The sequence below is a fragment of the Pseudonocardia sp. NPDC049635 genome (assembly GCF_040659795.1).
Taxonomy (GTDB): Bacteria; Actinomycetota; Actinomycetes; order Mycobacteriales; family Pseudonocardiaceae; genus Pseudonocardia.
Window position 1 is genome coordinate 66,436 of record NZ_JBFAON010000019.1, and the last position, 21,947, is coordinate 88,382.

General features: G+C 73.7%; 24 protein-coding genes. 13 read left to right on the top strand and 11 right to left on the bottom strand.

What is annotated here, in order from left to right; translation table 11 throughout:
* Positions 1-67: 67 nt before the first annotated feature.
* Together AB0J24_RS21100 and AB0J24_RS21105 are read right to left on the bottom strand one after the other, a co-directional pair.
* Complete coding sequence (locus AB0J24_RS21100; RefSeq protein ID WP_358683845.1) at positions 68-1,015, bottom strand: electron transfer flavoprotein subunit alpha/FixB family protein; 948 nt, start codon at positions 1,013-1,015, stop codon at positions 68-70.
* A 47-nt stretch (positions 1,016-1,062) separates the two neighbouring features.
* Positions 1,063-1,848: an electron transfer flavoprotein subunit beta/FixA family protein gene (locus AB0J24_RS21105; protein ID WP_358683847.1), complete on the bottom strand. Its 786-nt coding sequence runs from the start codon at positions 1,846-1,848 to the stop codon at positions 1,063-1,065.
* A 402-nt stretch (positions 1,849-2,250) separates the two neighbouring features.
* Here AB0J24_RS21105 and AB0J24_RS21110 point away from each other — a divergent pair, with 402 nt between their 5' ends.
* Positions 2,251-2,544 (top strand): hypothetical protein, encoded by a 294-nt coding sequence (locus tag AB0J24_RS21110; RefSeq protein ID WP_358683849.1) that lies wholly within the window; start codon positions 2,251-2,253, stop codon positions 2,542-2,544.
* A gap of 1 nt (position 2,545) precedes the next feature.
* Here AB0J24_RS21110 and AB0J24_RS21115 read toward each other — a convergent pair whose 3' ends face one another.
* Positions 2,546-3,211 carry a TetR/AcrR family transcriptional regulator gene (locus AB0J24_RS21115; protein ID WP_358683851.1) on the bottom strand — a complete coding sequence of 222 codons (666 nt, stop codon included), beginning with the start codon at positions 3,209-3,211 and terminating at the stop codon, positions 2,546-2,548.
* A 148-nt stretch (positions 3,212-3,359) separates the two neighbouring features.
* On the opposite strand from AB0J24_RS21115, the gene AB0J24_RS21120 reads away from it, so the two are divergent.
* From AB0J24_RS21120 to AB0J24_RS21140, 5 genes are all read left to right on the top strand, one after another.
* Positions 3,360-4,097, top strand: coding sequence for an SDR family oxidoreductase (locus AB0J24_RS21120; RefSeq protein ID WP_358683853.1), 738 nt, complete (start codon positions 3,360-3,362; stop codon positions 4,095-4,097).
* Between the two features lie 43 nt (positions 4,098-4,140).
* Positions 4,141-5,952 (top strand): acyl-CoA dehydrogenase, encoded by a 1,812-nt coding sequence (locus tag AB0J24_RS21125; RefSeq protein WP_358683855.1) that lies wholly within the window; start codon positions 4,141-4,143, stop codon positions 5,950-5,952.
* Between the two features lie 31 nt (positions 5,953-5,983).
* Positions 5,984-6,724: a class I SAM-dependent methyltransferase gene (locus tag AB0J24_RS21130; protein ID WP_358683857.1), complete on the top strand. Its 741-nt coding sequence runs from the start codon at positions 5,984-5,986 to the stop codon at positions 6,722-6,724.
* Positions 6,721-8,238 carry a glycoside hydrolase family 57 protein gene (locus AB0J24_RS21135; protein ID WP_358683859.1) on the top strand — a complete coding sequence of 506 codons (1,518 nt, stop codon included), beginning with the start codon at positions 6,721-6,723 and terminating at the stop codon, positions 8,236-8,238. Before AB0J24_RS21130 ends, AB0J24_RS21135 begins: the two co-directional genes overlap by 4 nt.
* A 62-nt stretch (positions 8,239-8,300) precedes the next feature.
* Positions 8,301-9,545 carry a glycosyltransferase family 4 protein gene (locus tag AB0J24_RS21140; protein WP_358683861.1) on the top strand — a complete coding sequence of 415 codons (1,245 nt, stop codon included), beginning with the start codon at positions 8,301-8,303 and terminating at the stop codon, positions 9,543-9,545.
* A gap of 392 nt (positions 9,546-9,937) precedes the next feature.
* On the opposite strand, the gene AB0J24_RS21145 is transcribed toward AB0J24_RS21140, so the two are convergent.
* Positions 9,938-10,645, bottom strand: a complete 708-nt coding sequence (locus tag AB0J24_RS21145) for an acyltransferase (protein WP_358683863.1) — start codon at positions 10,643-10,645, stop codon at positions 9,938-9,940.
* A gap of 88 nt (positions 10,646-10,733) precedes the next feature.
* Between AB0J24_RS21145 and AB0J24_RS21150 the strand changes: the two genes are divergently transcribed.
* Entirely contained in the window at positions 10,734-10,949 is a 216-nt protein-coding gene (locus tag AB0J24_RS21150; protein WP_358683865.1) for a hypothetical protein, read from the top strand.
* Positions 10,950-10,965: 16 nt separating this feature from the next.
* The gene (locus AB0J24_RS21155; RefSeq protein ID WP_358683867.1) at positions 10,966-11,877 is read left to right on the top strand and encodes a nucleoside hydrolase; all 912 of its coding nucleotides are present in this window, start codon (positions 10,966-10,968) and stop codon (positions 11,875-11,877) included.
* Position 11,878: 1 nt separating this feature from the next.
* On the opposite strand, the gene AB0J24_RS21160 is transcribed toward AB0J24_RS21155, so the two are convergent.
* The 5 genes from AB0J24_RS21160 to AB0J24_RS21180 form a co-directional block, all read right to left on the bottom strand.
* Complete coding sequence (locus AB0J24_RS21160) at positions 11,879-12,499, bottom strand: response regulator transcription factor (RefSeq protein ID WP_358683869.1); 621 nt, start codon at positions 12,497-12,499, stop codon at positions 11,879-11,881.
* Positions 12,500-12,596: 97 nt separating this feature from the next.
* Positions 12,597-13,205: a VTT domain-containing protein gene (locus tag AB0J24_RS21165; RefSeq protein ID WP_358683871.1), complete on the bottom strand. Its 609-nt coding sequence runs from the start codon at positions 13,203-13,205 to the stop codon at positions 12,597-12,599.
* A gap of 81 nt (positions 13,206-13,286) precedes the next feature.
* Positions 13,287-13,952: a response regulator transcription factor gene (locus AB0J24_RS21170; RefSeq protein WP_358683873.1), complete on the bottom strand. Its 666-nt coding sequence runs from the start codon at positions 13,950-13,952 to the stop codon at positions 13,287-13,289.
* The gene (locus AB0J24_RS21175; RefSeq protein ID WP_358683875.1) at positions 13,949-15,133 is read right to left on the bottom strand and encodes a DUF5931 domain-containing protein; all 1,185 of its coding nucleotides are present in this window, start codon (positions 15,131-15,133) and stop codon (positions 13,949-13,951) included. The genes AB0J24_RS21170 and AB0J24_RS21175 overlap by 4 nt, the downstream gene beginning before the upstream one ends.
* The gene (locus tag AB0J24_RS21180; RefSeq protein WP_358683877.1) at positions 15,130-16,086 is read right to left on the bottom strand and encodes a class I SAM-dependent methyltransferase; all 957 of its coding nucleotides are present in this window, start codon (positions 16,084-16,086) and stop codon (positions 15,130-15,132) included. Before AB0J24_RS21180 ends, AB0J24_RS21175 begins: the two co-directional genes overlap by 4 nt.
* Before the next feature lie 62 nt (positions 16,087-16,148).
* Between AB0J24_RS21180 and AB0J24_RS21185 the strand changes: the two genes are divergently transcribed.
* Positions 16,149-16,310, top strand: coding sequence for a hypothetical protein (locus AB0J24_RS21185; protein ID WP_358683879.1), 162 nt, complete (start codon positions 16,149-16,151; stop codon positions 16,308-16,310).
* A gap of 16 nt (positions 16,311-16,326) precedes the next feature.
* Here AB0J24_RS21185 and AB0J24_RS21190 read toward each other — a convergent pair whose 3' ends face one another.
* Positions 16,327-17,106, bottom strand: coding sequence for an enoyl-CoA hydratase/isomerase family protein (locus tag AB0J24_RS21190; protein WP_358683881.1), 780 nt, complete (start codon positions 17,104-17,106; stop codon positions 16,327-16,329).
* A gap of 102 nt (positions 17,107-17,208) precedes the next feature.
* Positions 17,209-17,979, bottom strand: a complete 771-nt coding sequence (locus tag AB0J24_RS21195; protein WP_358683949.1) for an ABC transporter ATP-binding protein — start codon at positions 17,977-17,979, stop codon at positions 17,209-17,211.
* 118 nt (positions 17,980-18,097) lie between these two features.
* On the opposite strand from AB0J24_RS21195, the gene glgX reads away from it, so the two are divergent.
* The 4 genes from glgX (at position 18,098) to AB0J24_RS21215 (ending at position 21,944) form a co-directional block, all read left to right on the top strand.
* The gene (glgX, locus tag AB0J24_RS21200; protein WP_358683883.1) at positions 18,098-20,134 is read left to right on the top strand and encodes a glycogen debranching protein GlgX; all 2,037 of its coding nucleotides are present in this window, start codon (positions 18,098-18,100) and stop codon (positions 20,132-20,134) included.
* Positions 20,135-20,281: 147 nt separating this feature from the next.
* Positions 20,282-20,986, top strand: a complete 705-nt coding sequence (locus AB0J24_RS21205; protein WP_358683885.1) for a hypothetical protein — start codon at positions 20,282-20,284, stop codon at positions 20,984-20,986.
* A gap of 158 nt (positions 20,987-21,144) precedes the next feature.
* Positions 21,145-21,375, top strand: coding sequence for a zinc ribbon domain-containing protein (locus tag AB0J24_RS21210; RefSeq protein ID WP_358683887.1), 231 nt, complete (start codon positions 21,145-21,147; stop codon positions 21,373-21,375).
* Positions 21,360-21,944 (top strand): hypothetical protein, encoded by a 585-nt coding sequence (locus tag AB0J24_RS21215; protein WP_358683889.1) that lies wholly within the window; start codon positions 21,360-21,362, stop codon positions 21,942-21,944. Before AB0J24_RS21210 ends, AB0J24_RS21215 begins: the two co-directional genes overlap by 16 nt.
* The last annotated feature ends 3 nt before the right edge of the window (positions 21,945-21,947 follow it).

Below are 21,947 nucleotides of genomic sequence, written 5' to 3' on the forward strand. Positions count from 1 at the left end.
ACACACCGCGACGCCCGGCCACCGCACGGGGCGGCGGCCGGGCGTCGTCGGGTGGATGCGCCGGGCGTCAGCCCTTGCGCTTGGTGATCTCCTCCTGCAGCTGCGGAGCAACCTTGAACAGGTCACCGACGATGCCGAAGTCGGCCACCTCGAAGATCGGCGCCTCCTCGTCCTTGTTCACCGCGACGATCGTCTTCGACGTCTGCATGCCGGCCCGGTGCTGGATCGCACCGGAGATGCCCAGCGCGATGTAGAGCTGCGGCGACACCGACTTGCCGGTCTGACCGACCTGGAACTGCGGCGGGTAGTAGCCCGAGTCGACCGCGGCGCGCGAGGCACCGACGGCGGCACCGAGCGAGTCGGCCAGTGCCTCGACGACCGAGAAGTCCTCGGCCGAGCCGACACCGCGACCACCGGAGACGATCACGGTCGCCTCGGTCAGCTCCGGACGCGATCCACCCTCGATCGGCTCGCGTGCGGTCACCGTGGCGTGGCGGCCCGCGGCCGCCGGGACCTCGACGGTCTCCCGTGCGCCGGCACCGGCAGCCGCCTCGACCTCGATCGCACCGGGCCGCACGGTGATCACCGGGTGTTCGGTGTTCGCCTTCGCCTCGGCCGTGTACGCACCACCGAACACGGAGTGCTGCACGCCGTCGGCCGTGACACCGACCACGTCGCCGAGCAGCCCGGAGTTCGTGCGGACGGCCAGCCGCCCGGCGATCTCCTTGCCGTTCGCCGATGCCGAGATCAGCACCGCAGCCGGCGAGGCCGACCCGACCAGCGACTCCAGCACACCCACCTCGGCGGCCAGGAAGTCGGTCGAGTCGGTCTCGGCCACGTAGATCTTCTCCGCGCCGTGCTGTGCCAGCCCGTCGGCCAGCTTGTCCGCCACCCCGGCGGCACCCACCACGACCGCCGAGGGCTCGCCCAGTGCGCGGGCGGCGGTCAGCAGCTCGTAGGTGGTCTTCTTGACGTCACCGTCGACGTGGTCGACGAGAACCAGTACCTCAGCCATGGTTTTCGGTCTCCTAGGAAGAAGGGGTTTCGACTACGCGCGGGACGTCAGATCAGCTTCTGGGCGACCAGGTACTCGGCGATCTTCGCGCCACCGTCGCCCTCGTCGGTCACCTTCTCGCCGGCCTGCTTCGGCGGCTTCGGCGCCGAGGACGTCACCGTGGTCAGCGCGTTCGCCAGTCCCACCTCGGAGGCGTCGATCCCGGCACCGGCCAGGTCCAGCGTCGTGACCGGCTTCTTCTTCGCCGCCATGATCCCCTTGAACGAGGGGTAACGGGGCTCGCCCGACTTCTCGCCGACCGACACCACCGCGGGGAGCTCGGCGGTCAGCCGGGTGACACCGTCGTCGGTCTCCCGCTTCGCGGTCACCGTCGTGCCCTCGACCGCCAGCTCGTTGGCCCAGGTCAGCGCGGGAACACCGAGCAGGTCGGCGATCATCGCCGGTACCGCGGCGATCTGACCGTCCGACGCCGAGTTGCCGGCGATCACCAGGTCCCAGCCCTCGACGGTCCCGATGAGCTTGGTCAGCGCCTTCGCCGTCTGCACCGCGCACGAGCCGTGGATCGCCTCGTCGGACAGGTGGATCGCGGAGTCCGCACCCATCGACAGCGCCTTGCGGATCGCGTCGGTCGCCGAGTCCGGCCCCATCGTCACCACGACGACCTCGGAGCCCTCGTTGGCCTCCTTCAGCTGCAGCGCCTGCTCCACCGCACGCTCGTTGATCTCGTCGATGACCGCCTCGGTCCCCGCCCGGTCCAGGGTGTGGTCGGAGTCGGACAGCTTCCGCTCCGAGTAGGTGTCAGCCACCTGCTTCACCAGGGTCACGATCTTCATAGGACCTCTTCGACCTCCTGCCGCGGCGGCCTGCGCGCCTGCGCACACCGCGTCGTCCTGATTCGCGGTCCGGCACCGGTGTCCGGTTCCGTCCCGTCTCGCGTCTCGCGTCACCGTGACGGTGCTGTGCCGCGCGCTCTGCCGAGCGGAGGTGGGCCGCGGCGTCGCGCCCGTCGTGTACCCGGTGACTCTGCCAGCGTCGTGTCGTAGTGGCACGCCGTGCCACTGTGACATTCATTGTTACCAACGAGTAGCCCCGTGGCAAACGCCCGCGTCCGGTGACCGTACTCACCCGCGCGTCATGTCACTCCCGGCACGCACGACGTCACACGCTGCGTCGCCTGGAGGTGGTACGGGTTTCGCTACCGTCGGCACCTCGGACACCGGCTGAAAGGAGCCGTCGTGCAGGTGACCGGATTCGACGACCGACTGGGGATCGGTTACGTCCTCAGCACCGGTGCACACGCCGACGAGGACGTGCCCGGGAGCCGGGTCGTCGCGCACGGCGGGCGGACCGTGCGGGCGACGGAGGGGCTCGCCGCGATGCTGGAGGACGCGCTGGCGTACCGGCCGACCACCCGGCTGGGGTGGGGCGGGCCGGAGGTGCCGCTGACCCTGGAGGACACGACGCTGCTCGCCTGGCTGCGCCACGACGTCGGCGGGGTGGTCGCCGTCGCGGGCGAGCCCGCGGCCTGACCTACCGGGGCACCAGCATCCGTTCGGCGAGCTCGCAGTACAGCCGCCCCACCCCGTCGGGGGTGTAGGGGCCTGCCGGGCCGAACCACCGGGCCACGTCGACCCCCAGTGAGAGCACGGCCGTGCAGACACCCCGCGTCGCGGCGTCCTCGGCGGACCCGCCGATGGCCTCCGCGACGACCCCCCGGACGACCCGTTCGGTGGCCCGCCGCAGCCCGGTCACCTGCTCGCGGTGCTCCGGGCCGAGCGCGGCGAACTCGTACTGCACGACGCGGGCGACGGTGCGCTGCTCTGCGTGCCAGCGGCTGAACGCGTAGACCAGCGTCCGGAAGGCGTGCTCCGGCGGGCCCTGCGCGGCCGCGTCCCGCACCAGTCCGAGCGCCCGCGCGTGCCCGCGCCGGCTCACCTCGAACAGCACCTCGTCCTTGGAGCGGAAGTGGACGTAGAGCGCAGCGGTGCTCAGGCCGGACCCGGCGGCGATGTGCCGCAGCGTGGTGGCGTGGAACCCGCGGTCGGCGAACGAGTCGATCGCCGCGACGACGATCGCCCTGGCGGTCGGTGGCAGGTCGGACCAGAGATCGCCGCCTGCGAGCAGGGCCGCACCGGCGGCGGCCGCCCGGTCGACGTTCCCGGTCGCCGGATCGCCCTCGGTCGTCCGCACCGTCATCCGCACCGTCCCGTCCTGCGCGGCGCGTCCGCTCGGCGCCCTGTGCCCCATCATCCCCACTTGCCCCGATGCTCCTCGCACTGGTACTTACTAAGCAATTAGTCACTGCGCGGCACTCCGTGGTGACCGACCTGGAGAGGCTGTCCCGATGGCGAACCTGACCTTCGACTTCACCGGCCGCTCGGTCGTCGTCACCGGGGCCGCCCGCGGCGTCGGCCGGGCGGTCGCCGAACGCTTCACCGGCGCCGGGGCGCACGTGTTCCTGGTCGACGCCGACGCCGACGCGGTCGCCGCCACCGCCGACGAGCTGGGCGCGACCGGCATCCCCGCGGACGTGGCGGACACCGCGGCGGTGACCGCCGTCGTCGACCGGGTGGTGACCGACACGGGCCGGCTCGACGTGCTCGTCAACAACGCCGGGGTGCTGCGCGACGGCGTGCTCTGGAAGCTGACCGACGACGACTACGAGACCGTGCTGGCGGTGCACGCCGGCGGCACCTTCCGGTTCACCCGGGCCGCGGTGCCGCAGTTCCGGGCGCAGGGCTCCGGCCGGGTGATCAACGTGACGTCCTACACCGGGCTGCACGGCAACGTCGGGCAGTCCAACTACGCCATGGCCAAGGCCGGCATCATCGGCTTCACCAGGACCGCGGCCAAGGAGCTGGCCCGGTTCGGCGTCACCGTGAACGCGATCTCGCCGAACGCGCGCACCCGGATGGTCGAGTCGATCCCGCAGGGCAAGCTCGACGAGCTCACCGCGCAGATCCCGATGGGCCGGTTCGCCGAGCCCGCCGAGATGGCCGACGCGGTCGCCTTCCTCGCCTCCGACGAGGCCGCCTACGTCACCGGCGTCGTGCTGCCGGTCGACGGCGGACTGTCGATCTGACCAGGTCCCGGCCCCGCCGACCCGCCGAACCGAAGGAGATCCGGTGCCCGGATCATCGCAGCTGCTCTCCCGCGCCGACCTGGCCTTCCTGCTCCACGACTGGCTCGACGCCGGCTCGCTCACCTCCCGCGAACGCTTCGCCGAGCACTCCAGGGAGACCTTCGACGCGATCCTCGACGTGTGCGCCGAGATCGCCGCCGAGCGGTTCGCCCCGCACAACAAGCGCAACGACACCGAGGAGCCCCGGTTCGACCCCGCGGGCGGTGGCCGGGTGGTGCTGCACGACGAGGTCCGCCCGGCACTCGACGCGCTCGCCGGGACCGGCCTGCTCGCCGCGACCGCGGACGCCTCGGTCGGCGGGCTGCAGCTGCCGCACCTGGTGCGCTCGGCGTGCGTGGCCTGGTTCGCGGCGGCGAACATCTCGACCTGGGCCTACGCCTTCCTCACCACGGCCAACGCGAACCTGCTGCTCGCGCACGGCTCGGACGAGCAGGTCGACACCTGGGTGCGCCCGATGCTGGAGGGCCGCTACCACGGCACCATGTGCCTGTCCGAGACCCAGGCCGGCTCGTCACTGGCCGACGTCGCCACCCGGGCCGAGCCGGCCGGAGACGGCACCTACCGGATCACCGGCACCAAGATGTGGATCTCCGGCGGCGATCACGAGCTGGGCGAGAACATCGTCCACCTGGTGCTGGCGAGGATGCCCGGCGCACCGGCCGGGGTGAAGGGGATCTCGCTGTTCGTCGTGCCCAAGTTCCTCGTCGGCCACGACGGCGCGCCCGGCGAGCGCAACGACGTCGTGCTCGCCGGGCTGAACCACAAGATGGGCTACCGCGGCACCACGAACACGGTGCTGAACCTCGGCGAGGGCGGCCACACCCCCGGTGGCGCGCCGGGCGCCGTCGGCTACCTGGTCGGCGAGCCGCACCGCGGCCTCACCTACATGTTCCACATGATGAACGAGGCCCGGATCGGCGTCGGCGCGGGCGCCGCGGCGCTCGGCTACACCGCCTACCTCACGTCGCTGGACTACGCCCGCAGCCGTCCGCAGGGACGCCCGGTCGCGGGCCGCGACCCGAGCCTGCCGCAGGTGCCGATCGTCGAGCACGCCGACGTGCGCCGGATGCTGCTGGCCCAGAAGTCCTACGCCGAGGGCGCGCTCGGGCTGGTCCTCTACTGCGGACGCCTGGTCGACGACCACGAGACCGCTCCCGACCGGGCAACGCGGGAACGGGCCGGCCTGCTGCTCGACGTCCTCACCCCGATCGCGAAGAGCTGGCCGTCGCAGTGGTGCCTGGCCGGCAACGATCTCGCCATCCAGGTGCTCGGCGGTTACGGCTACACCCGCGAGTACGACGTCGAGCAGCACTACCGGGACAACCGGCTCAACCCGATCCACGAGGGCACGCACGGCATCCAGGGCATCGACCTGCTCGGCCGGCGCACCGCCGCGAGCGGCGGCGCCGGGCTCGACGCGCTGGACGAGCTGCTGGCCGGGACCGTCGCGCGGGCCCGCTCAGCCGGTGCCGAGACACGCGGCTACGCCGAGGACCTCGACGCGGCACGGGCCCGGCTGATCGCGGTGACCCGGGCGCTGCACGCCGAACCGGACGTCACCGCCCGGCTCGCGAACGCCTCGATCCACCTGGAGGCGGCCGGGCACGTCGTCCTGGCGTGGGTGTGGCTGGAGCAGCTGCTCGCCGCCGAGGGCCGGACCGACGCCCTGGGGCACGGCAAGCGGGCCGCCGCGCGCTACTTCTTCCGTTACGAGCTGCCGCGCACGGGGCCGCAGTTCGACCTGCTCGCGGCCGTCGACCGGACCACCGTGGATCTCGACCCGGGCTGGTTGTAGCCATCCGGACGCGGCGTGATGGAGTCGGCGGGTGACCAGCAGCCTGCCCCTCACCGGTGAGCGGACCGTCCCCGGGATCGCGCACGAGAACTACTGGTTCCGCCGGCACGAGGTCGTCTACACCGCGATCGCGGACGCCTGCGCCGGCGCCGTGGTGCTGGAGGCCGGCTGCGGCGAGGGCTACGGCGCGGACCTGCTGGCCGGCACCGCGCGCCGGGTGCTGGCACTGGACTACGACGCCGCGACGGTCGCGCACGTCCGTGCCCGCTACCCGCGTGTCGCGGTGTCCCGGGCCAACCTGGTGGCGTTGCCGGTACCCGACGCGAGCATCGACGTCGTGGTGTCGTTGCAGGTCATCGAACACCTGTGGGAGCAGGACCGGTTCCTGCGCGAGTGCCGGCGGGTGCTGCGCCCCGGTGGCACGCTGCTGGTGTCGACGCCCAACCGGATCACCTTCTCCCCCGGCCGGGACACCCCGCTCAACCCGTTCCACACCCGCGAGCTGGACCCGGCGGAGCTGGCCGGGCTGGTCGGCGACGCAGGCTTCGACGACGTCGTCGTGCGCGGGCTGCACCACGGCCCCCGGCTGCGCGAGGCCGACGCCCGGCACGGCGGGCTGATCGAGGCGCAGACCCGGCTGGCGCTCTCCGGCGCGCCGTGGCCCGCCGGTCTCGCCGCCGACGTCGCCGCGGTGCGCAGCGCCGACTTCGAGCTGCGCACCGTCGATCTCGAGTCCTCACTGGACCTGCTCGTCTCGGCGGTACGCCGGTGACGCCGGTCGGCACGTTCTGCCTGGTCCTGCACTCGCACCTGCCGCTGCTCGCCCGGCACGGGCGTTGGCCGGTCGGTGAGGAGTGGCTCTACCAGTCGTGGGCGCAGTCCTACCTGCCGGTGGTGGCGACCCTGCGCGAGCTCGCCGCGGAGGGTCGTGGCCAGCTCGCCACGCTCGGGATCACCCCGGTGCTGGCGGCGCAGCTCGACGACCCGTACTGCCTGCGCGGCGTGCACGACTGGCTGGGCGGCTGGACGCTGCGGGCGCACTCGGCGGCCGGCAGGCTGTCCGATCTCGCCGCGCACGAGCACCGGGTGTCCACCGCGGCCACCGCCGAGTTCGAGACGCACTGGCGGCACGGTGGGTCGCCGGTGCTGCGGGCGCTGCGCGACAGCGGCACCGTCGAGCTGCTGGGCGGGCCCGCCGCGCACCCGTTCCAGCCGCTGCTGCGCCCCCGGGTGCGCAGGTTCTCGCTGCGCGCCGGGCTCGCCGATCACGACCTGCGCCTCGGCGGCAGACCGGCCGGGATCTGGGCCCCGGAGTGCGGTTACGCACCCGGGATGGAGGACGACTACGCCGCCGCCGGGGTACGACGGTTCCTGGTGGACGGTCCCGCGCTGCGCGGTGACACTGCGCTGGCCCGGCCGGTCGGCGGGTCCGGCGTGCTGTGCGTCGGGCGGGACCTGGAGGTCACCTACCGGGTGTGGTCACCGCGCCGCGGCTACCCCGGTTCGCCGGAGTACCGCGACTTCCACACCTGGGACCACCCGAGCGGGCTGAAGCCGGCCCGGGTGACCGGCCGCCGGGTGCCCCCGGAGCGGAAGAAGCCGTACTCGCCGTCGCTGGCCGCGGACGCCGTCCGGCGCGACGCCCGCGACTTCGTCGACACCGTGGTCGCCCGGCTGCGGTCGTTGCGCGAGTCGACCGGGCGGCCCGCGCTGACCGTCGCCGCGTTCGACACCGAGCTGTTCGGGCACTGGTGGCACGAGGGTCCGGACTGGCTCGCGGCGGTGCTGCGACTGCTGCCCGAGGCAGGTGTCGACGTCCGGACGCTCGGCGGGGCGATCGAGGACGGTCTGGTCGGCGAACCGGTCACCCTGCCCGAGTGCTCGTGGGGCTCCGGCAAGGACTGGCGGGTCTGGGCCGGGCCGCAGGTCTCGGACCTCCTGGCACTGGGCGACGACGTCCAGCACCACCTGCTGTCCGGTGTGGACACCGTGTGGCCGGGGTCGGGTCCGATGCTGCGCCCCGACGTCCGGGACCCGTTGGCCGACCTGCTCGTCGACCAGGCTCTGCACGCGCTGTCCAGCGACTGGGCCTTCATGGTCACCAAGGACTCGGCCGCCGGTTACGCCCGCTCCCGCGCCGTGACGCACGCCGGCCGGGTCGCGGAGCTGTCGGCGCTGTTGCGGCAGGATCGCCGCCGCGCCGCGCTGCGCCGGATCGAACGCTGGACCGACGTTGCGGTGCCGACCTTCGGGCACGTGGACGCCCGGGACCTCGCCGGGCTCTGATCCACTCCCGCTCCGCCGTACCCGGGGGTAACCGCCGGTCGTGCGTTTGCCAGGATCTCCGGATGCGGGTGCTGATGCTCAGCTGGGAGTTCCCGCCGGTCGTCGTCGGCGGGCTGGGCCGGCACGTGCACGCGCTGGCGCGGGAGCTCGTCACAGCCGGACACGAGGTCGTCGTCGTCTCGCGGAGACCGTCGGGGACCGACGCGAGCACCCATCCGAGCACCACGGAGACCGTCGACGGCGTGCGGGTGCTGCGCGTCGCGGAGGACCCGCCGCACCTGGAGTTCGGCACCGACATGGTGGCCTGGACGCTCGCCATGGGGCACGGCCTGCTCCGGCACACGCTGACCGTGCTGCTGCCGGGCTGGCGACCGGACGTCGTGCACGCCCACGACTGGCTGGTCGCGCACCCGGCGATCGCGCTCGCCGACGTCCTCGGCGTGCCGCTGGTCGCGACGCTGCACGCCACCGAGGCCGGGCGACACTCAGGTTGGCTGCCCGGGTCGCTGAACCGCCAGGTGCACTCCACCGAGTGGTGGCTCGCGCAGCGCGCCGACGAGGTGATCACCTGCTCGTCCGCGATGCGGTCCGAGGTGGCTGCGCTGCACGACCTCGATCCCGAGACCATTCATGTGGTGCACAACGGGATCGACCTGCGCCGCTGGCGTTCCCGCAGGTCTGCTCCGGTGCCCGCCACCACCGGTCCGCGGCTCGTCTACTTCGGTCGCCTGGAGTACGAGAAGGGCGTGCAGGACCTGATCGCGGCGCTCCCGCGGATCCGGCGCCGCCACCCCGGCACCCGGCTGTTCGTCGCCGGCAGCGGCACCCAGCAGGAGATGCTCGAGGCACGGGCCGTCGGGTGCCGGGTGCGTCGCTCGGTCGAGTTCCTCGGCCACCTGCCCGACGCCGAGCTGACCGCGCTGCTGCGGGCCGCCGACGCCGTCGTGCTGCCGAGCCGGTACGAACCGTTCGGGATCGTCGCGCTGGAGGCGGCCGCGGTGGGTGCGACGCTGGTCGCGTCGACGGCGGGTGGTCTCGGCGAGGTCGTCCTCGACGGCGAGACCGGGCTCGGATTCGAACCGGGTGACGTCGCGGGGATCGTCGATGCCGTCGACCGCGCGCTGACCGATCCGCGGGCCGCACGCCGCCGGGCCCGGGCGGCCAGGGCCCGGCTGCGCACCGACTTCGCCTGGCCGACGATCGCCGCCCGCACCGCGGCGATCTACGCCGCCGCCCGGCCGGGGCCCGCGCAGAGCCTGCCCCGTCCGAAGATCCCGACCGGGAACCTCTTCGACCGCAGCACCTGAGCCCGCGCCCCTGCCGGGCAGCCCGCCCCCACGACCCCACCGCGCACCGCCCCGCGCCCGACCGCGCACCGCCCTCGCGGCCCGCCGCGCGCCGCCCCGCGTCCTACCGCGCGCCGAGGCCCCACCACGCGCCGAGATGCAGACCAGCGGGCGATGTTGATCTTTTTGGCCCGCTGAGCTGCATCTCGGCGAGCAGTTCGGCTCAAGCGGTGCGGTGCGGTTCGGTTCGGTTCGGTTCGGGCCGAGCAGTGCGGTGCGGGCGGCGCGGCGCGGTGCGAAACGGGTGGAGCGGCGCGGCGCGGCGCGGGTGGAGCGGGTGGAGCGGTGCGGCGCGGTGTGGTGTGGGCGGAGCGGCGCGGGCGGAACAGACCGGCGCGGGCGGGGTGGGGCGGTCAGGCCCGGTCGAGCCGGGTCCGCAGGGCCCGGTCGGCCTTGCGGGCCATGTCGGCCACCGCCGCACGTTCGGCGGCGGCGGCCTCGTAGTCGGCACGCCGATCGCGCACCACCCGGGCCGGGGTGCCGACGGTGATCGAGTCCGCCGGGATGTCCCCGCGCGCCACGGCATGCGCCCCCAGCACCGAGCCGGAGCCGATCCGGGTGCCGCGCAACACCGAGGTCTTCACCCCCAGCCAGCAGCCCTCACCGATCCGGACCGGGGCCTTGACGATGCCCTGGTCCTTGATCGGACGGTGCACGTCGGAGGTGCGGTGGTCGAAGTCGGTCACGTACACCCAGTCGGCGACCAGGGTCGCGGCGCCGACCTCGACGTCGAGATAGCAGTTGAGGGTGTTGTTCCGGCCGAAGACGACCTTGTCCCCGATCCGCATGGAGCCTTCGTGGCAGCGCAGCGCGGTGCCGTCGCCGATGTGCACCCAGCGGCCGATCTCGAGGCGCCCGAAACCGGGCCGGGCCTCGATGGTCACCCCCTTGCCGAGGAAGACCATGCCGCGCAGCACGACGTGCGGCTGCCGGATCCGCAGCACCAGCAGCCGCCAGTAACGCAGCAGGTACCAGGGGGTGAAGGCACGGTGGCGCAGGATCCAGCGCAGCGAGGTGAGCGTGAACAGCCGTGCCTGCTCCGGATCGTCCTGCGGTCGCACGGGAACGACCCTAGGGGTGTGCCCGGCCGGTGCGACGGGTACCTCTCCCGCCGTGGACCCGGAACCACCGACCCGAGGGAGCAGGCACGTGAGCGACCGACACCGACCCGACAGCGGCCCGGACGACGGCACCGACGTCGGCACCGACGAACTGACCTCCGGCGGCACCGGGACCGTCCGCGAGGAACGCGATCACGACGGCGGTACGCGCACCCGGACCGGCACCGACGACTCCGGTGTGACCGAAGCCGCAGCCCGCGAGCTGGCCGCCGAGAACGAGGACGAGCCGACCCGCAGCGAGTGAGCCGTAGGCTGCCCGGGTGCGCCCCTTGATCATCGACACCGACCCGGGCGTGGACGACGCCGTGGCGATCGTCCTCGCGCTGCGCAGCCCCGAGGTGGACGTCCGGGCGGTCGTCGCCTCGTACGGCAACGTCGGGCTCGACCGGACACTGCCCAACGCGGGCGGGCTGCTCACGCTGGCGGGCCGCCCGGACGTCCCGCTCGGGATCGGCGCCGACCGACCCCTGGTGCACCGGATGGAGCAGCGCGCGGTGCACGTGCACGGCGTCGACGGACTGGGCGGGCGCGCTCCGGCGCTGCCGGAGCCGGTCGCGCCGGTCCCCGGGTCCGGGGTCGCGCTGATGGCGCGGATCCTGCAGGAGTCGACCGAACCGGTCACGATCGCGGCGATCGGCCCGCTCACCGACACCGCGCTGCTGCTGGCCACCCACCCGGACCTGGTGGAACGGATCGAGCGGATCGTCGTCATGGGCGGCGCCCTCGGCGGTGGCAACATCACCGGTGCCGCCGAGTTCAACGTGCACGCCGACCCGGAGGCCGCGCACCGGGTGCTCACCGACGACCGGGTCCCGGTGGCGCTGGTGCCGCTGGAGACGACGCTGGCGTGCGCGGCCGCCCCGGCCTGGGTGGCGGCGCTGGCGTCGGCGGACCCGGCCTGCGCCGAGCTGGCTGCGATGCTCGGCGGCTACCTCGACCGCACCGGCCGCGACGCCGTCGCGTTGCACGACGCGATCGCCCTGCTCGACTGCGTCGTCCCGGGTTCGCTCGCCGCCACCCCGACCGGTATCGCCGTCGACACCGGCTTCGGCCCGGCCCGTGGGGCCACCGTCCCGGTCGTGGCACCGACGCCGACGACCATGGTCGACGTGCTGAGCGCCCCGGACGTCCCGGCCGTCCTCGACGCCGTGCTGGACCGGCTCCGCAGCTGACCTACGCCAGTCCGTGTTCGATCGCGTAGCGGACCAGCGCGCCCCGGCCCGGTACGTCGAACTTGCGCAGCAGCCGCTGCACGTGGTTCTCCACGGTGCGCGGCGAGAGCACCAGGCGCGCCGCGATCTGGCGTGCGGTCAAGCCCTCCACGACCAGGCGCAGCACCTCGGACTCGCGCGGGCTCAGCTCGGGAACCGCCCGGGCCGGGCTCACCACCGACTCCAGCACGACCGCGGCCAGCCCCGGTGAGAACGCCGCTCGCCCGGCCAGCGCCGCCCGGGCGAGACGCTCCAGCTCGGCGGGGTCGTCGGTGGTCGCCACGCCGGTCGCCCCCGCCCGGACGGCGTCGAGGACCAGCTCGTGGTCCGCTGCCGGTGCGACGACGGCGAGCACCGGAACGTCGGGGACGCGTGCGGCGACGGCCTCCACCGCGACCAGGCCCGGCAGGCGGGCACCGGCCAGATCGACGATCACCAGTGACGGCCGGAACCGGACGACGGCGGCGGCGACCGCGTCCGCCGGAGCCGCCGGGGCACGGCCCAGCACCGGCCACCCGGGTGGCACCGGCGGGTCCCCCACCACGACCGAACCGGACCTGCGCGCATCGGCGTCGTGACGCACCCGTCGTTCCCCGTTCCACCCGTTCGGCCGGACGGCTCAGCTTGCCATGACCCGTTCGCGTGACAGCGGCCGTCCCGGCATCTGGACGCCGGTTCCGTCAGGCGGGCACCGCGATGCGCCGGCGGAACCGCAGCACGCGGCGTGCGGCGCCCGCGGTGGCGCCCACGAGCAGCGCGAGCACGAACCCGGCGAGCAACGACAGCAGCGGGTCGCCCTGGGTGAACGGGCCGACGAGCACCCCGATGCCGGTCATCCAGCTGCTCCAGACGAGCGAGCTCGCCAGCGTCGCCGGCACGAAGGCGCGCAGCGGCAACCGGACCCGCCCGGCCGCCGTCACGCTCGCGAGCCTGCCACCGGGGAGCAACCGGGTCGCGACCAGCGCGACGATCGGACGGCGGTGCAGGTGGCGGCGAACCCAGGCACCGACGCCGGCGTCCCGCCGGACCCCGGAGATCACCCGGTTCGACGACCGGCCCGCCCCGTAGAGCAGGGCGTCACCCAGGAGCGACCCGACCACCGCCGCGCCGAAGATCGCCAGGATCCGCCAGCGGTCGCCGTCCGCGAGGGCCGAGGCCGTCGCACTGAACAGGACCGGCTCACTGGGCACCAACGGCATCGGCCCGTCGCAGATGACGGCCAGCGCGAGCAACGGGAACAACCACGGACTGTCCAGCACGTACCCGATCAGCGTGGTCGGGTCGGTCACGAAGGATCTCCTGCCGGGTGGGGCGTGCGGGCAGGACCGAGTCTGCCGGTAGCCGTGACCCGTTCGTGACCCGGGTACCGCTCAGTCCGCGAGCCCCTGTTCGATCGCGTACCGCACCAGTTGGCTGCGGTTGTGCAGCTGCAGTTTGCGCAGCGTGTTCTGCACGTGGCTCTCCACCGTCCGGTGCGAGACGACCAGCTTCGCCGCGATCTGCTTGGCCGTCATCCCCTTCGCGACGAGCCGCAGCACCTCGGTCTCCCGTTCGGTCAGCGCGGGCACCGCGGGCGAGCCGTCGGCCGGCCGCGGGGACTCCGCGAGCCGCCGGTACTCCCCCAGCACCAGACCGGCCAGCCCCGGGGTGAACACCGCGACACCGCGCGCGGTCCGCCGGATCGCCTCCAACAGCTCGTCGACGCCGGCGGACTTCACCAGGTAGCCCAGCGCGCCCGCCTTCACCGCCTCCAGCACGTCGGCGTGTTCCCCCGACGCCGACAGCACCAGCACCCGGCTGTCCGGAATCTTCTGGGCGATCTCGGCGATCGCGTCCACCCCCGACGTCGACCCCAGGTTCAGGTCCATCAGCACGACGTCCGGCCGCACCGCGGTCGCGATCCGGACGGCCGCGGGGGCGTCCGGGGCGGTGGCGACCACGTCGAGCCCGCGCTCGGTGAGATCGCGCGCGACCCCCTCCCGCCAGATCGGATGGTCGTCGACGACCATCACCCGGATCGGCGACTCCTCGCTCATGCGTCCCCCCTGTGCAGCCGGATGACCCATTCAGTACCGAGCTCCGGCCCGGTGTCCAGGGTCAACGTCCCGCCGAGGTCCTCCACCCGGCCGCGGATCGAACGCGCCACCCCGAGCCTGCCCTGCGCCTGTGCCTCGGCGAGGCGGCCCTCCGGGATGCCGGGCCCGTCGTCGCGGACACTGATCTCCAGCGCCCCGGGCAGCTCCTCCAGCAGCACCCAGGCGCGCGCGTCCGGCCCGGCGTGCACCGCGACGTTCGCGAGCGCCGCCCGTACCGCACCCTCGATCTCGTCGACGACGGCCGCGGCGAGCTCCACCGGACGGCCCGGTGTCGACACCGTGACCCGGTTGGAGGCCAGTATCCGCAACGCCGCGGCGAGGTCACGACGGCCGCTCGCGTCGGTCGTGCCCGGGCCGGTCAGCAGCGCCCGCAGCGCCGTCTCCTGCTCCCCGGCGAGCACCCCCAGCTCGGTCGCACCGCCGCCGAGCTCGGCGCCGCGCCGCCTGACGTGCGCCAGCACCTGCAGGACGCCGTCGTGGATGGACCGGGTGAGTCGCTCGCGTTCGGCGGCGGCGGCCTGCTCAGCGGCGAGCCTGCGCAACCGGGCCGCGGTGCGCTCCAGCACGTGCGTGGCGAACCCGACGGTGAGCCCGGCCAGCACCAGCAGCTGGATGTCGCCCAGCTCCAGGGACCCGAACCGTTCCTTGGACAGCACCAGCGCCACCGAGATCACCGCGGCCGCGCCGACCCCGCCGCGGATCCGGAACGCGACCGCGCAGGCCAGCACCGCACCGGAGGTCCAGATCGACCCCATCCCGGGGCCCCCGGCGTCGAGCAGCGACTCGCTGACGATCCACGGCGTGGTCGCCATGATCGCCACGCAGACGGCGAGATCGGCGAGCGCGAGCCGGCCGCGCCGGTCCGGTTCATCGGGCAGCCCGCCGAGGTACCCCCACGACGTGACGGCCGTCCACAGTGTCATCGCGACCAGCACGCCGACCGCCGCCACCGGACGCTCGTACCCGGTCCGCAGGTGGTAGACGGTCACCCCGACCACGGTGACCAGGGTGAGCAGCCGGTAGGCGATGATGCCGCGCCAGAACGGTTCGAGCGGATGCTCCACGTCGACCAGGGTCGCGCCCCGGGCGCGTGAGCGGGCCCGTTCCGGCAGGCTGCTCATCGCGGTTTCGTGCCGGTGATCAACGCGTTGTAGAACCAGCGGCGCGGGACCACCCGGGACAGCAGGTGCTCGTCCACCCAGGACAGCCGCCGCCAGCCGTGGTAGGCGAACATCGCCCAGTTCCAGCCCAGCTTCCCGGGCGGGACGGCGGCCTCGAACGTGCGCACCGGCCACCCGAGCATCGCCGCGCTGAACTCCTCGGTGTTCGCCCGCACACCGTGCGCACCGGCCCGGCGGGCGGTGCGTTCCAGCTCGTCCGGGTCGAAGGTGTGGATGTCCACGACGGACTCCAGGGCGGCCGCCCGGGACGACTCGTCGAGCTCGTGCTGCGGCCGGCGCCAGCCCTGCAGCGGCGGCAGCTTCGTCAAGGTCGTGGTGGCCTTCCAGGTCCACTTCCCGAGGGTGCGGGCGTAGGCGTCACCGATCGTGGTCGGCTCTCCGGCGAAGACGAACCGCCCGCCCGGCTCCAGCACCCGCAGGACCTCGCGCAGCGCCGCCTCGACGTCGGGGATGTGGTGCAGCACCGCGTGGCCGACGACCAGGTCGAAGCTGTCGTCCGGGAACGGGATGTGTTCACCGTCGACGACCCGGCCCTCGACGTCGAGACCCAGGCCCTCGGCGTTGCGGGTGGCGGCCTGCACCATGCCGGGCGACAGGTCGGTGACGACACCGCGTTCGGCGACCCCGGCCTGCATCAGGTTCAGCAGGAAGAACCCGGTTCCGCTGCCCAGCTCCAGGGCCCGCAGGTAGGGCCTGCCGTCCCAGGGGGCGGCGGCCCGGAACCGGCCGACGGCGTAGTCGATGCAGCGTTCGTCGTAGCTGATCGACCACTTCTCGTCGTAGGTACCGGCCTCCCAGTCGTGGTAAAGGACATTGGCGAGTTTCGGGTCGTGCCAGGCCGCCTCGACCTGCTCGGCGGTGGCGTGCGGGGTGGGCACCGGGTCCGAACTCATGAGTAGGAGTGTTCCAGAACCACAGGCCGGAATCTGTCGGTGGGCTCGGTCATGATGCGACCATGAGCACCATGACGGAGCAGGTGAGCGAGCCGGAGCTCGAGCGCCCGGTCGATGGTCACCTCTACCGGGAACTCGACTGCCTGGTGGACCGGCTCGTCGCCGACGAGCCGGTCCCGGTGGACGTCGCCCTGGGCGAGTTGCTGCCCGGCTGGGCGCGCTGAGCCCGGGCGGGCCCGCTCAGCGGCCGGTGAAGGTGGCCTTGCCCGGGCCGTTCTCCACGAAGCTCGCCATGCCGGCCTTCGCGTCGTCGGAGGCGAACACCCCGGCGAACAGCTCCGACTCGATGTCCAGGCCGGTCCGCAGGTCGGTGTCCAGGCCGTTGTCGACGGCCTTCTTCGCCGCCGCGTAGGCCAGCGCGGGCCCGTCCTTGAACTGCGCCGCCCAGGCCACCGCGCGGGTGTAGACCTCGTCGGCGGGCACGACCTCGTCCACCAGACCGATCTCCAGCGCCTCCTGCGCGCCGACCATCCGCCCGGTGTAGATCAGGTCCTTGGTCCGCGGGGCGCCGATCAGCCGCGCCGCCCGCTGGGTGCCCCCGCCGCCGGGGAAGATGCCGAGCAGGATCTCCGGGAAGCCGAGCTTGGCGTTCTCCCCGGCGATCCGGCGGTCGGCACCGAGCACCACCTCCAGGCCGCCGCCGAGCGCGTAACCGGTCACCGCGGCGACGGTCGGCTTCGGGATGGTCGAGATCGCGCCCAGCCCGGCCGACAGCCGGCGGGCCTGCGGCGCCATGTCCGAGTAGGACATCGACGCCATCTCCTTGACGTCCGCGCCGGCGGCGAAGGTCTTCTCCCCGCCGTACACGACGACGGCCCGCACGTCGGCGCGGGCCGACGCCTCGTCGGCCACCTCCAGCAGCTCACCCTGGATCTGGCGGTTCAGGGCGTTCATCGGCGGGCGGTCGATCCGGATCGTCCCGACGCCCTCGTCCACGGACAGGCTCACGAATTCGGTCACGCAGCGGACCCTAATCCCCGGGCCGCGCCCGCGCCCCGTTCGTGCAGATGCATCACAGCGCGAGAAACCGATCCCCGCGCTCGACCGGCGTGACCGGGCGGATCAACTCCGCCGGTAGGCGGTGTAGCGGCCTGCGGGGCGGCGTTCGACGGCCAGCGGGAGACCGAAGGTCTCCGACAGCGGTTCGTCGGCCATCACGTCGTCGAGCAACCCGGCGGCGACGACCTTCCCCTCGCGCAGCAGCATCCCGTGCGTGTACCCCGGCGGGATCTCCTCGACGTGGTGAGTGACCAGCACCGACGCGGGGGCGTACGGGTCCTGCGCGAGATCGGCCAGTCGCGCCACGAGGTCCTCACGCCCGCCCAGGTCCAGCCCGGCGGCCGGTTCGTCGAGCAGCAGCAGCTCCGGGTCGGTCATCAGGGCGCGGGCGATCAGGGTGCGCTTGCGCTCCCCCTCGGACAGCGTGCCGTAGCGCCGGTCGGCGAGCCCGCCCATCCCGAGCTGGTCGAGCAACTGCTTCGCCCGGCCGGTGTCCTGGCTCTCGTAGTCCTCGTTCCAGCGGCCGAGCACCCCGTACCCGGCGGAGACGACGACGTCGGACACCTGCTCCTCACCGGGGATCCGGATGCCGAGGTTCGCCGACGTCAGACCGATCCGCGGGCGCAGCTCGAAGACGTTCACCCGGCCCATCCGCTCGCCGAGGATCTGCACCCGGCCCGCGGTCGGGTGCAGCTCGGCGGCCGCGAGCCGGAGCAGGGTGGTCTTGCCGGCGCCGTTCGGGCCCAGCACCACCCAGCGTTCGTCGAGCTCGACCCGCCAGTCCACGGCGTCGAGCAGGATGTTCGTGCCGCGACGGACGGTGGCGCCGTCCATCCCGATCACCAGGTCCTCGGAATCGATACTCGTTCCGCTGCGGCTGCTCTCGTCGTCGGGTGTCGTTCCGGGAGTGGGCGCGGATCCGGGGGTGCTCACACGCCTATCCTGGCCGACCGTGCCTGTCTTCCCGCTCGGTGCCCACCCCGACGACCACGGGACCCGCTTCGCGGTCGCCTCGACCAGCGCGGAGATGGTCGAGGTCTGCCTCGTCGACGGCCCCGCCTCCCACTCCGGAGGTGTCGACGGGGAACTGACCGAACGCCGGGTCGAGTTGCGCGAGCACACGTTCGGCGTCTGGCACGGGCACGTGCCCGGGGTCCGGCCGGGCCAGCGCTACGGGTTCCGGGTGCACGGGCCGTACCGGCCGTTCGCCGGGCTGCGCAGCAATCCGCACAAGCTCCTCGTCGACCCGTACGCCCGGCAGATCACCGGGACCGTCACCGACGTCGTGGCCGCCCGCGGCTGGCACGGGGACCCGATGACCGGCGGCCCGAGCACCGTCGACTCGCTCGGCAGCGTTCCGCTGTCGGTCGTCTCGGCGACCGGTCGTTCCGACGTCCGCCCCGCGCGGCCGGACGTGCCGTGGTCGGACACGGTGATCTCGGAGATCCACGTCAAGGGCTGGACCCGGCTGCACCCGGAGGTCCCGGAAGCACATCGGGGCACCTACCTGGGGCTCGCCCACCCGGCGGTGATCGCCCAGCTGCAGCGGACCGGGGTCACCGCCGTCGAGCTGCTCCCGGTGCAGGCGAACGTGCCCGAGCCGCCGCTGCTGGAGCGGGGGGCCACGAACTACTGGGGTTACGCGACGCTCGGCTTCCTCGCCCCGCACCCCGGTTACGCCGCCGTCCCCGGGAACGAGTGCGTCGAGTTCCGCTACCTCGTCGACGCCCTGCACACCGCGGGCATCGAGGTGATCCTCGACATCGTCCCCAACCACACCTGCGAGGGCGGGGTGGGCGGCACGACGCTGTCCTACCGCGGCCTGGACGCCCCGGCCTACTACTCGCTCGGCGGCTCCGGGCACGACGCCGACATCACCGGCACCGGCAACACCCTCGACGCGGGCTCACCGACGGTGATCCGGCTGGTCTGCGACGCGATGCGGCACTGGGTGCACGACTACGGCGTCGACGGTTTCCGGGTGGACCTGGCCTCGGTGCTGGGCCGTCCGCGGTCGGGCCCGTTCTCCCCGGACTCCGCGCTGCTCACCGCGATCGCGCAGGACCCGACGCTGTCGACCTGCAAGTTGATCGCCGAGCCGTGGGACGCGACCGGCGAGGGCTACCGGGTCGGCGGCTTCGGCGTCGCCTGGTCGGAGTGGAACGGCCGCTACCGCGACGCTGTCCGGGACTTCTGGCGCGGACACGGTGGTGGTGTCGCGGAGCTCGCGTCCCGGTTGACCGGCAGCTCCGACATCTACGCGTCCTCCGGACGGCGCCCCTGGGCCTCGATCAACTTCGTGACCGCGCACGACGGGTTCACCCTGCGCGACCTGGTCTCCTACGAGCGCAAGCACAACGAGGGCAACGGCGAGAACAACCGGGACGGCACCGACGACAACCGCTCGCAGAACTTCGGCGTCGAGGGCGAGACCGACGACCCGGGGATCCGCGCCGCCCGGCTGTCCACCGCGCGGGCCCTGATGGCGACCCTGCTGCTCTCCATCGGCACCCCGATGATCACCGGTGGGGACGAGCGCTGGCGCACCCAGGGCGGCAACAACAACGCCTACTGCCGCGACGACGAGACGTCCTGGGTGGACTGGATGACGACCGACGAGACGACCGCGATGGAGGCCTTCACCGCGACGGTCACCGCGCTGCGCCGGGAGTCGCCGGTGCTGCACCGCGACCAGTTCTACGTCGACGGCGAGGTCCTCTGGTGGGACCCGTCGGGGCGGCCGATGGAACCGCACGACTGGCACGACGGCGGGCGGCAGACCCTGGTCGTGCTGCTCGCCGACTACTGGCTGCTGTGCCTGCACGCCGGCGCCGAGCCGATCGACTGCCTGCTCCCGACCGAGCACGGTTTCGACCCGGTCCTGGACTCCACCACCGACGACGGTGAGCCCGCCGACCCGTCGCCGGTCGGGGCGGGTTCGACGGTCGTGCTGCCGCCACGGTCGGTCCGGTTGCTGCGCAGTCATTGAGCCGAACGGCGCCGCACCGGACCGGCACCTCGGCGCGTCCGACCCGGCGCGCACGCTGGGCCGACTCCCGCCGGTGGCTCCTCCGAACGGCCGTGGTTCACTCGTCCGTGTGACGAACGCTACGCGTGTCGGACCGAGGGGTTCACGATGAACGGGCTGTACGTCCGGTCGCTCCGGACCGCCGTGGTCGGGCTCGCCGCGATCGCGGCGCTGCTCGCGGGTGGCTCGGCCGGCTCGGCCGCGCCCCGGACCGGTGCCCCGGAGCCGCCCGGCCCGGTCCAGAACCTGGTGCTCACCCCGGCCGAGGGGGGCGGCGCCCGCGGGACCGGCTTCGAGGCGAGCTGGGCCGCGCCGGCCGGGACCGGCGCGGGCACCCGGATCCACTACGTCGTCGAGACGCACGACGCGACCGGTGCCCGGCTGCACTCGGCCGCGACCGGGGCGACCACGGCGGGCCCGGTCCGCGGCGACCGCTGCCGGGGGCCGCTGACCTTCTCGGTGCGCGCCGTCACCCTGGCCCCGGACGGGGCCCCGCTGCCCGGGCCCACGGTGCTGTCCGAGTTCGGGACGCCCGACCCCTGTGAGATCCGCATGTCGCTCTCGGCCGAGCAGACCGGCCCGGGGACGGTGCGGGTCGACGCCGACCGGGAGCAGCCGGTCGATCCCTACGTCGCCGGCCCGTGCGAGCTGACCGTCGACGGCACGCCCGCCTGGAGCGGGACCTGCGGCGGGGCCACCGGCTGGAGCACCACCGTGCAGGGACTGACCCCGGGCACCCACGGGCTGGTGCTGACCACCGTCTCCCCGCGCGGTGAGACCTACCTCGCCCGGACCTCGGCGACCGTGAGCTGACCGGTCACCCGTCGCGCCCTGTTACGCCGGACCGCTCCGCCGCGACGGGATCGTCACACGGGTGACGGCGGAGGGAGGGCAGCCGATGGACAGGGGCACCGCGCACCGGCGGGTTCCGGAGCGTCGCCGCGCCGGCGCCCGCGGCGTACGCTGCGCCCATGCCGCGATACGAGTTCCGCTGCCGCGAGTGCAGCTCGACCTTCGAGGTGGACCGGCCGATGGCCGCCGCCTCCGAACCGGCGGAGTGCCCGGCCGGGCACGCGGACACCGTGAAGCTGCTCTCCACCGTCTCGCTCGGCGGGCGCTCGGCCGGTGGCCGCACCCCGGCACCGGCGATGGCCCCGGCCGGCGGCGGGGGCTGCTGCGGCGGAGGATGCTGCGGGGGCTGATCCCCCCGCTGCGGCCCGGCCCGCGGCCGCTCCGGCTCCGGGTGATCGCGCTGGCGCTGGGCGCCCTGCTGCTCACGGCCTGCTCCGGGCTCACCGACCGCACCCCGGAGACCCGCACGGCCACCGCGGCCGGCCCGGGTGCACCCGTGCTCACCGGTGCCGCCGGAGCCGCACCGGCACCGACGGCACCGGACACGGTGGGACCGCGGAGCGCGACCGGCGGGCACGGACCGGTGCCGGTGCTCGGCGCCTCGAACCGGCCGAACACCCGGGGCCTCGGCGAGAGCAGACCCACGCTGATCGATCTCGGTGGGACCGGGCCGACCGGCGTCGTCCGCGACGTGTCCTGGCAGGACTGGGGTGGGACGCATGCCACCGGGACCGGTGTCGCCGGCTACGTCGCCCCCGGCACACCGCTGTCCGCGGCGACCCCGCAACCGGCCACGCTGGTCGCCTCCGACCTGGGCGACTGCGGCGGACGAACCGCCTACCGGGTCCTCACCTGGTACTTCCCGCAGCACGGTGAGGTCCCCGGCGGGCGCGCTCCGTTGAACGTCTGCACACCCTGACCG

Excerpts from the sequence above, each read along its gene's own strand:
- AB0J24_RS21100 (WP_358683845.1), bottom strand. The coding sequence starts at position 1,015 with ATGGCTGAGGTACTGGTTCTCGTCGACCACGTCGACGGTGACGTCAAG.
- AB0J24_RS21105 (WP_358683847.1), bottom strand. The coding sequence starts at position 1,848 with ATGAAGATCGTGACCCTGGTGAAGCAGGTGGCTGACACCTACTCGGAG.
- AB0J24_RS21115 (WP_358683851.1), bottom strand. The coding sequence starts at position 3,211 with ATGACGGTGCGGACGACCGAGGGCGATCCGGCGACCGGGAACGTCGAC.
- AB0J24_RS21120 (WP_358683853.1), top strand. The coding sequence starts at position 3,360 with ATGGCGAACCTGACCTTCGACTTCACCGGCCGCTCGGTCGTCGTCACC.
- AB0J24_RS21140 (WP_358683861.1), top strand. The coding sequence starts at position 8,301 with ATGCGGGTGCTGATGCTCAGCTGGGAGTTCCCGCCGGTCGTCGTCGGC.
- AB0J24_RS21170 (WP_358683873.1), bottom strand. The coding sequence starts at position 13,952 with ATGAGCGAGGAGTCGCCGATCCGGGTGATGGTCGTCGACGACCATCCG.
- AB0J24_RS21175 (WP_358683875.1), bottom strand. The coding sequence starts at position 15,133 with ATGAGCAGCCTGCCGGAACGGGCCCGCTCACGCGCCCGGGGCGCGACC.
- AB0J24_RS21180 (WP_358683877.1), bottom strand. The coding sequence starts at position 16,086 with ATGAGTTCGGACCCGGTGCCCACCCCGCACGCCACCGCCGAGCAGGTC.
- AB0J24_RS21185 (WP_358683879.1), top strand. The coding sequence starts at position 16,149 with ATGAGCACCATGACGGAGCAGGTGAGCGAGCCGGAGCTCGAGCGCCCG.
- AB0J24_RS21195 (WP_358683949.1), bottom strand. The coding sequence starts at position 17,979 with ATGGACGGCGCCACCGTCCGTCGCGGCACGAACATCCTGCTCGACGCC.
- AB0J24_RS21205 (WP_358683885.1), top strand. The coding sequence starts at position 20,282 with ATGAACGGGCTGTACGTCCGGTCGCTCCGGACCGCCGTGGTCGGGCTC.
- AB0J24_RS21210 (WP_358683887.1), top strand. The coding sequence starts at position 21,145 with ATGCCGCGATACGAGTTCCGCTGCCGCGAGTGCAGCTCGACCTTCGAG.
- AB0J24_RS21215 (WP_358683889.1), top strand. The coding sequence starts at position 21,360 with ATGCTGCGGGGGCTGATCCCCCCGCTGCGGCCCGGCCCGCGGCCGCTC.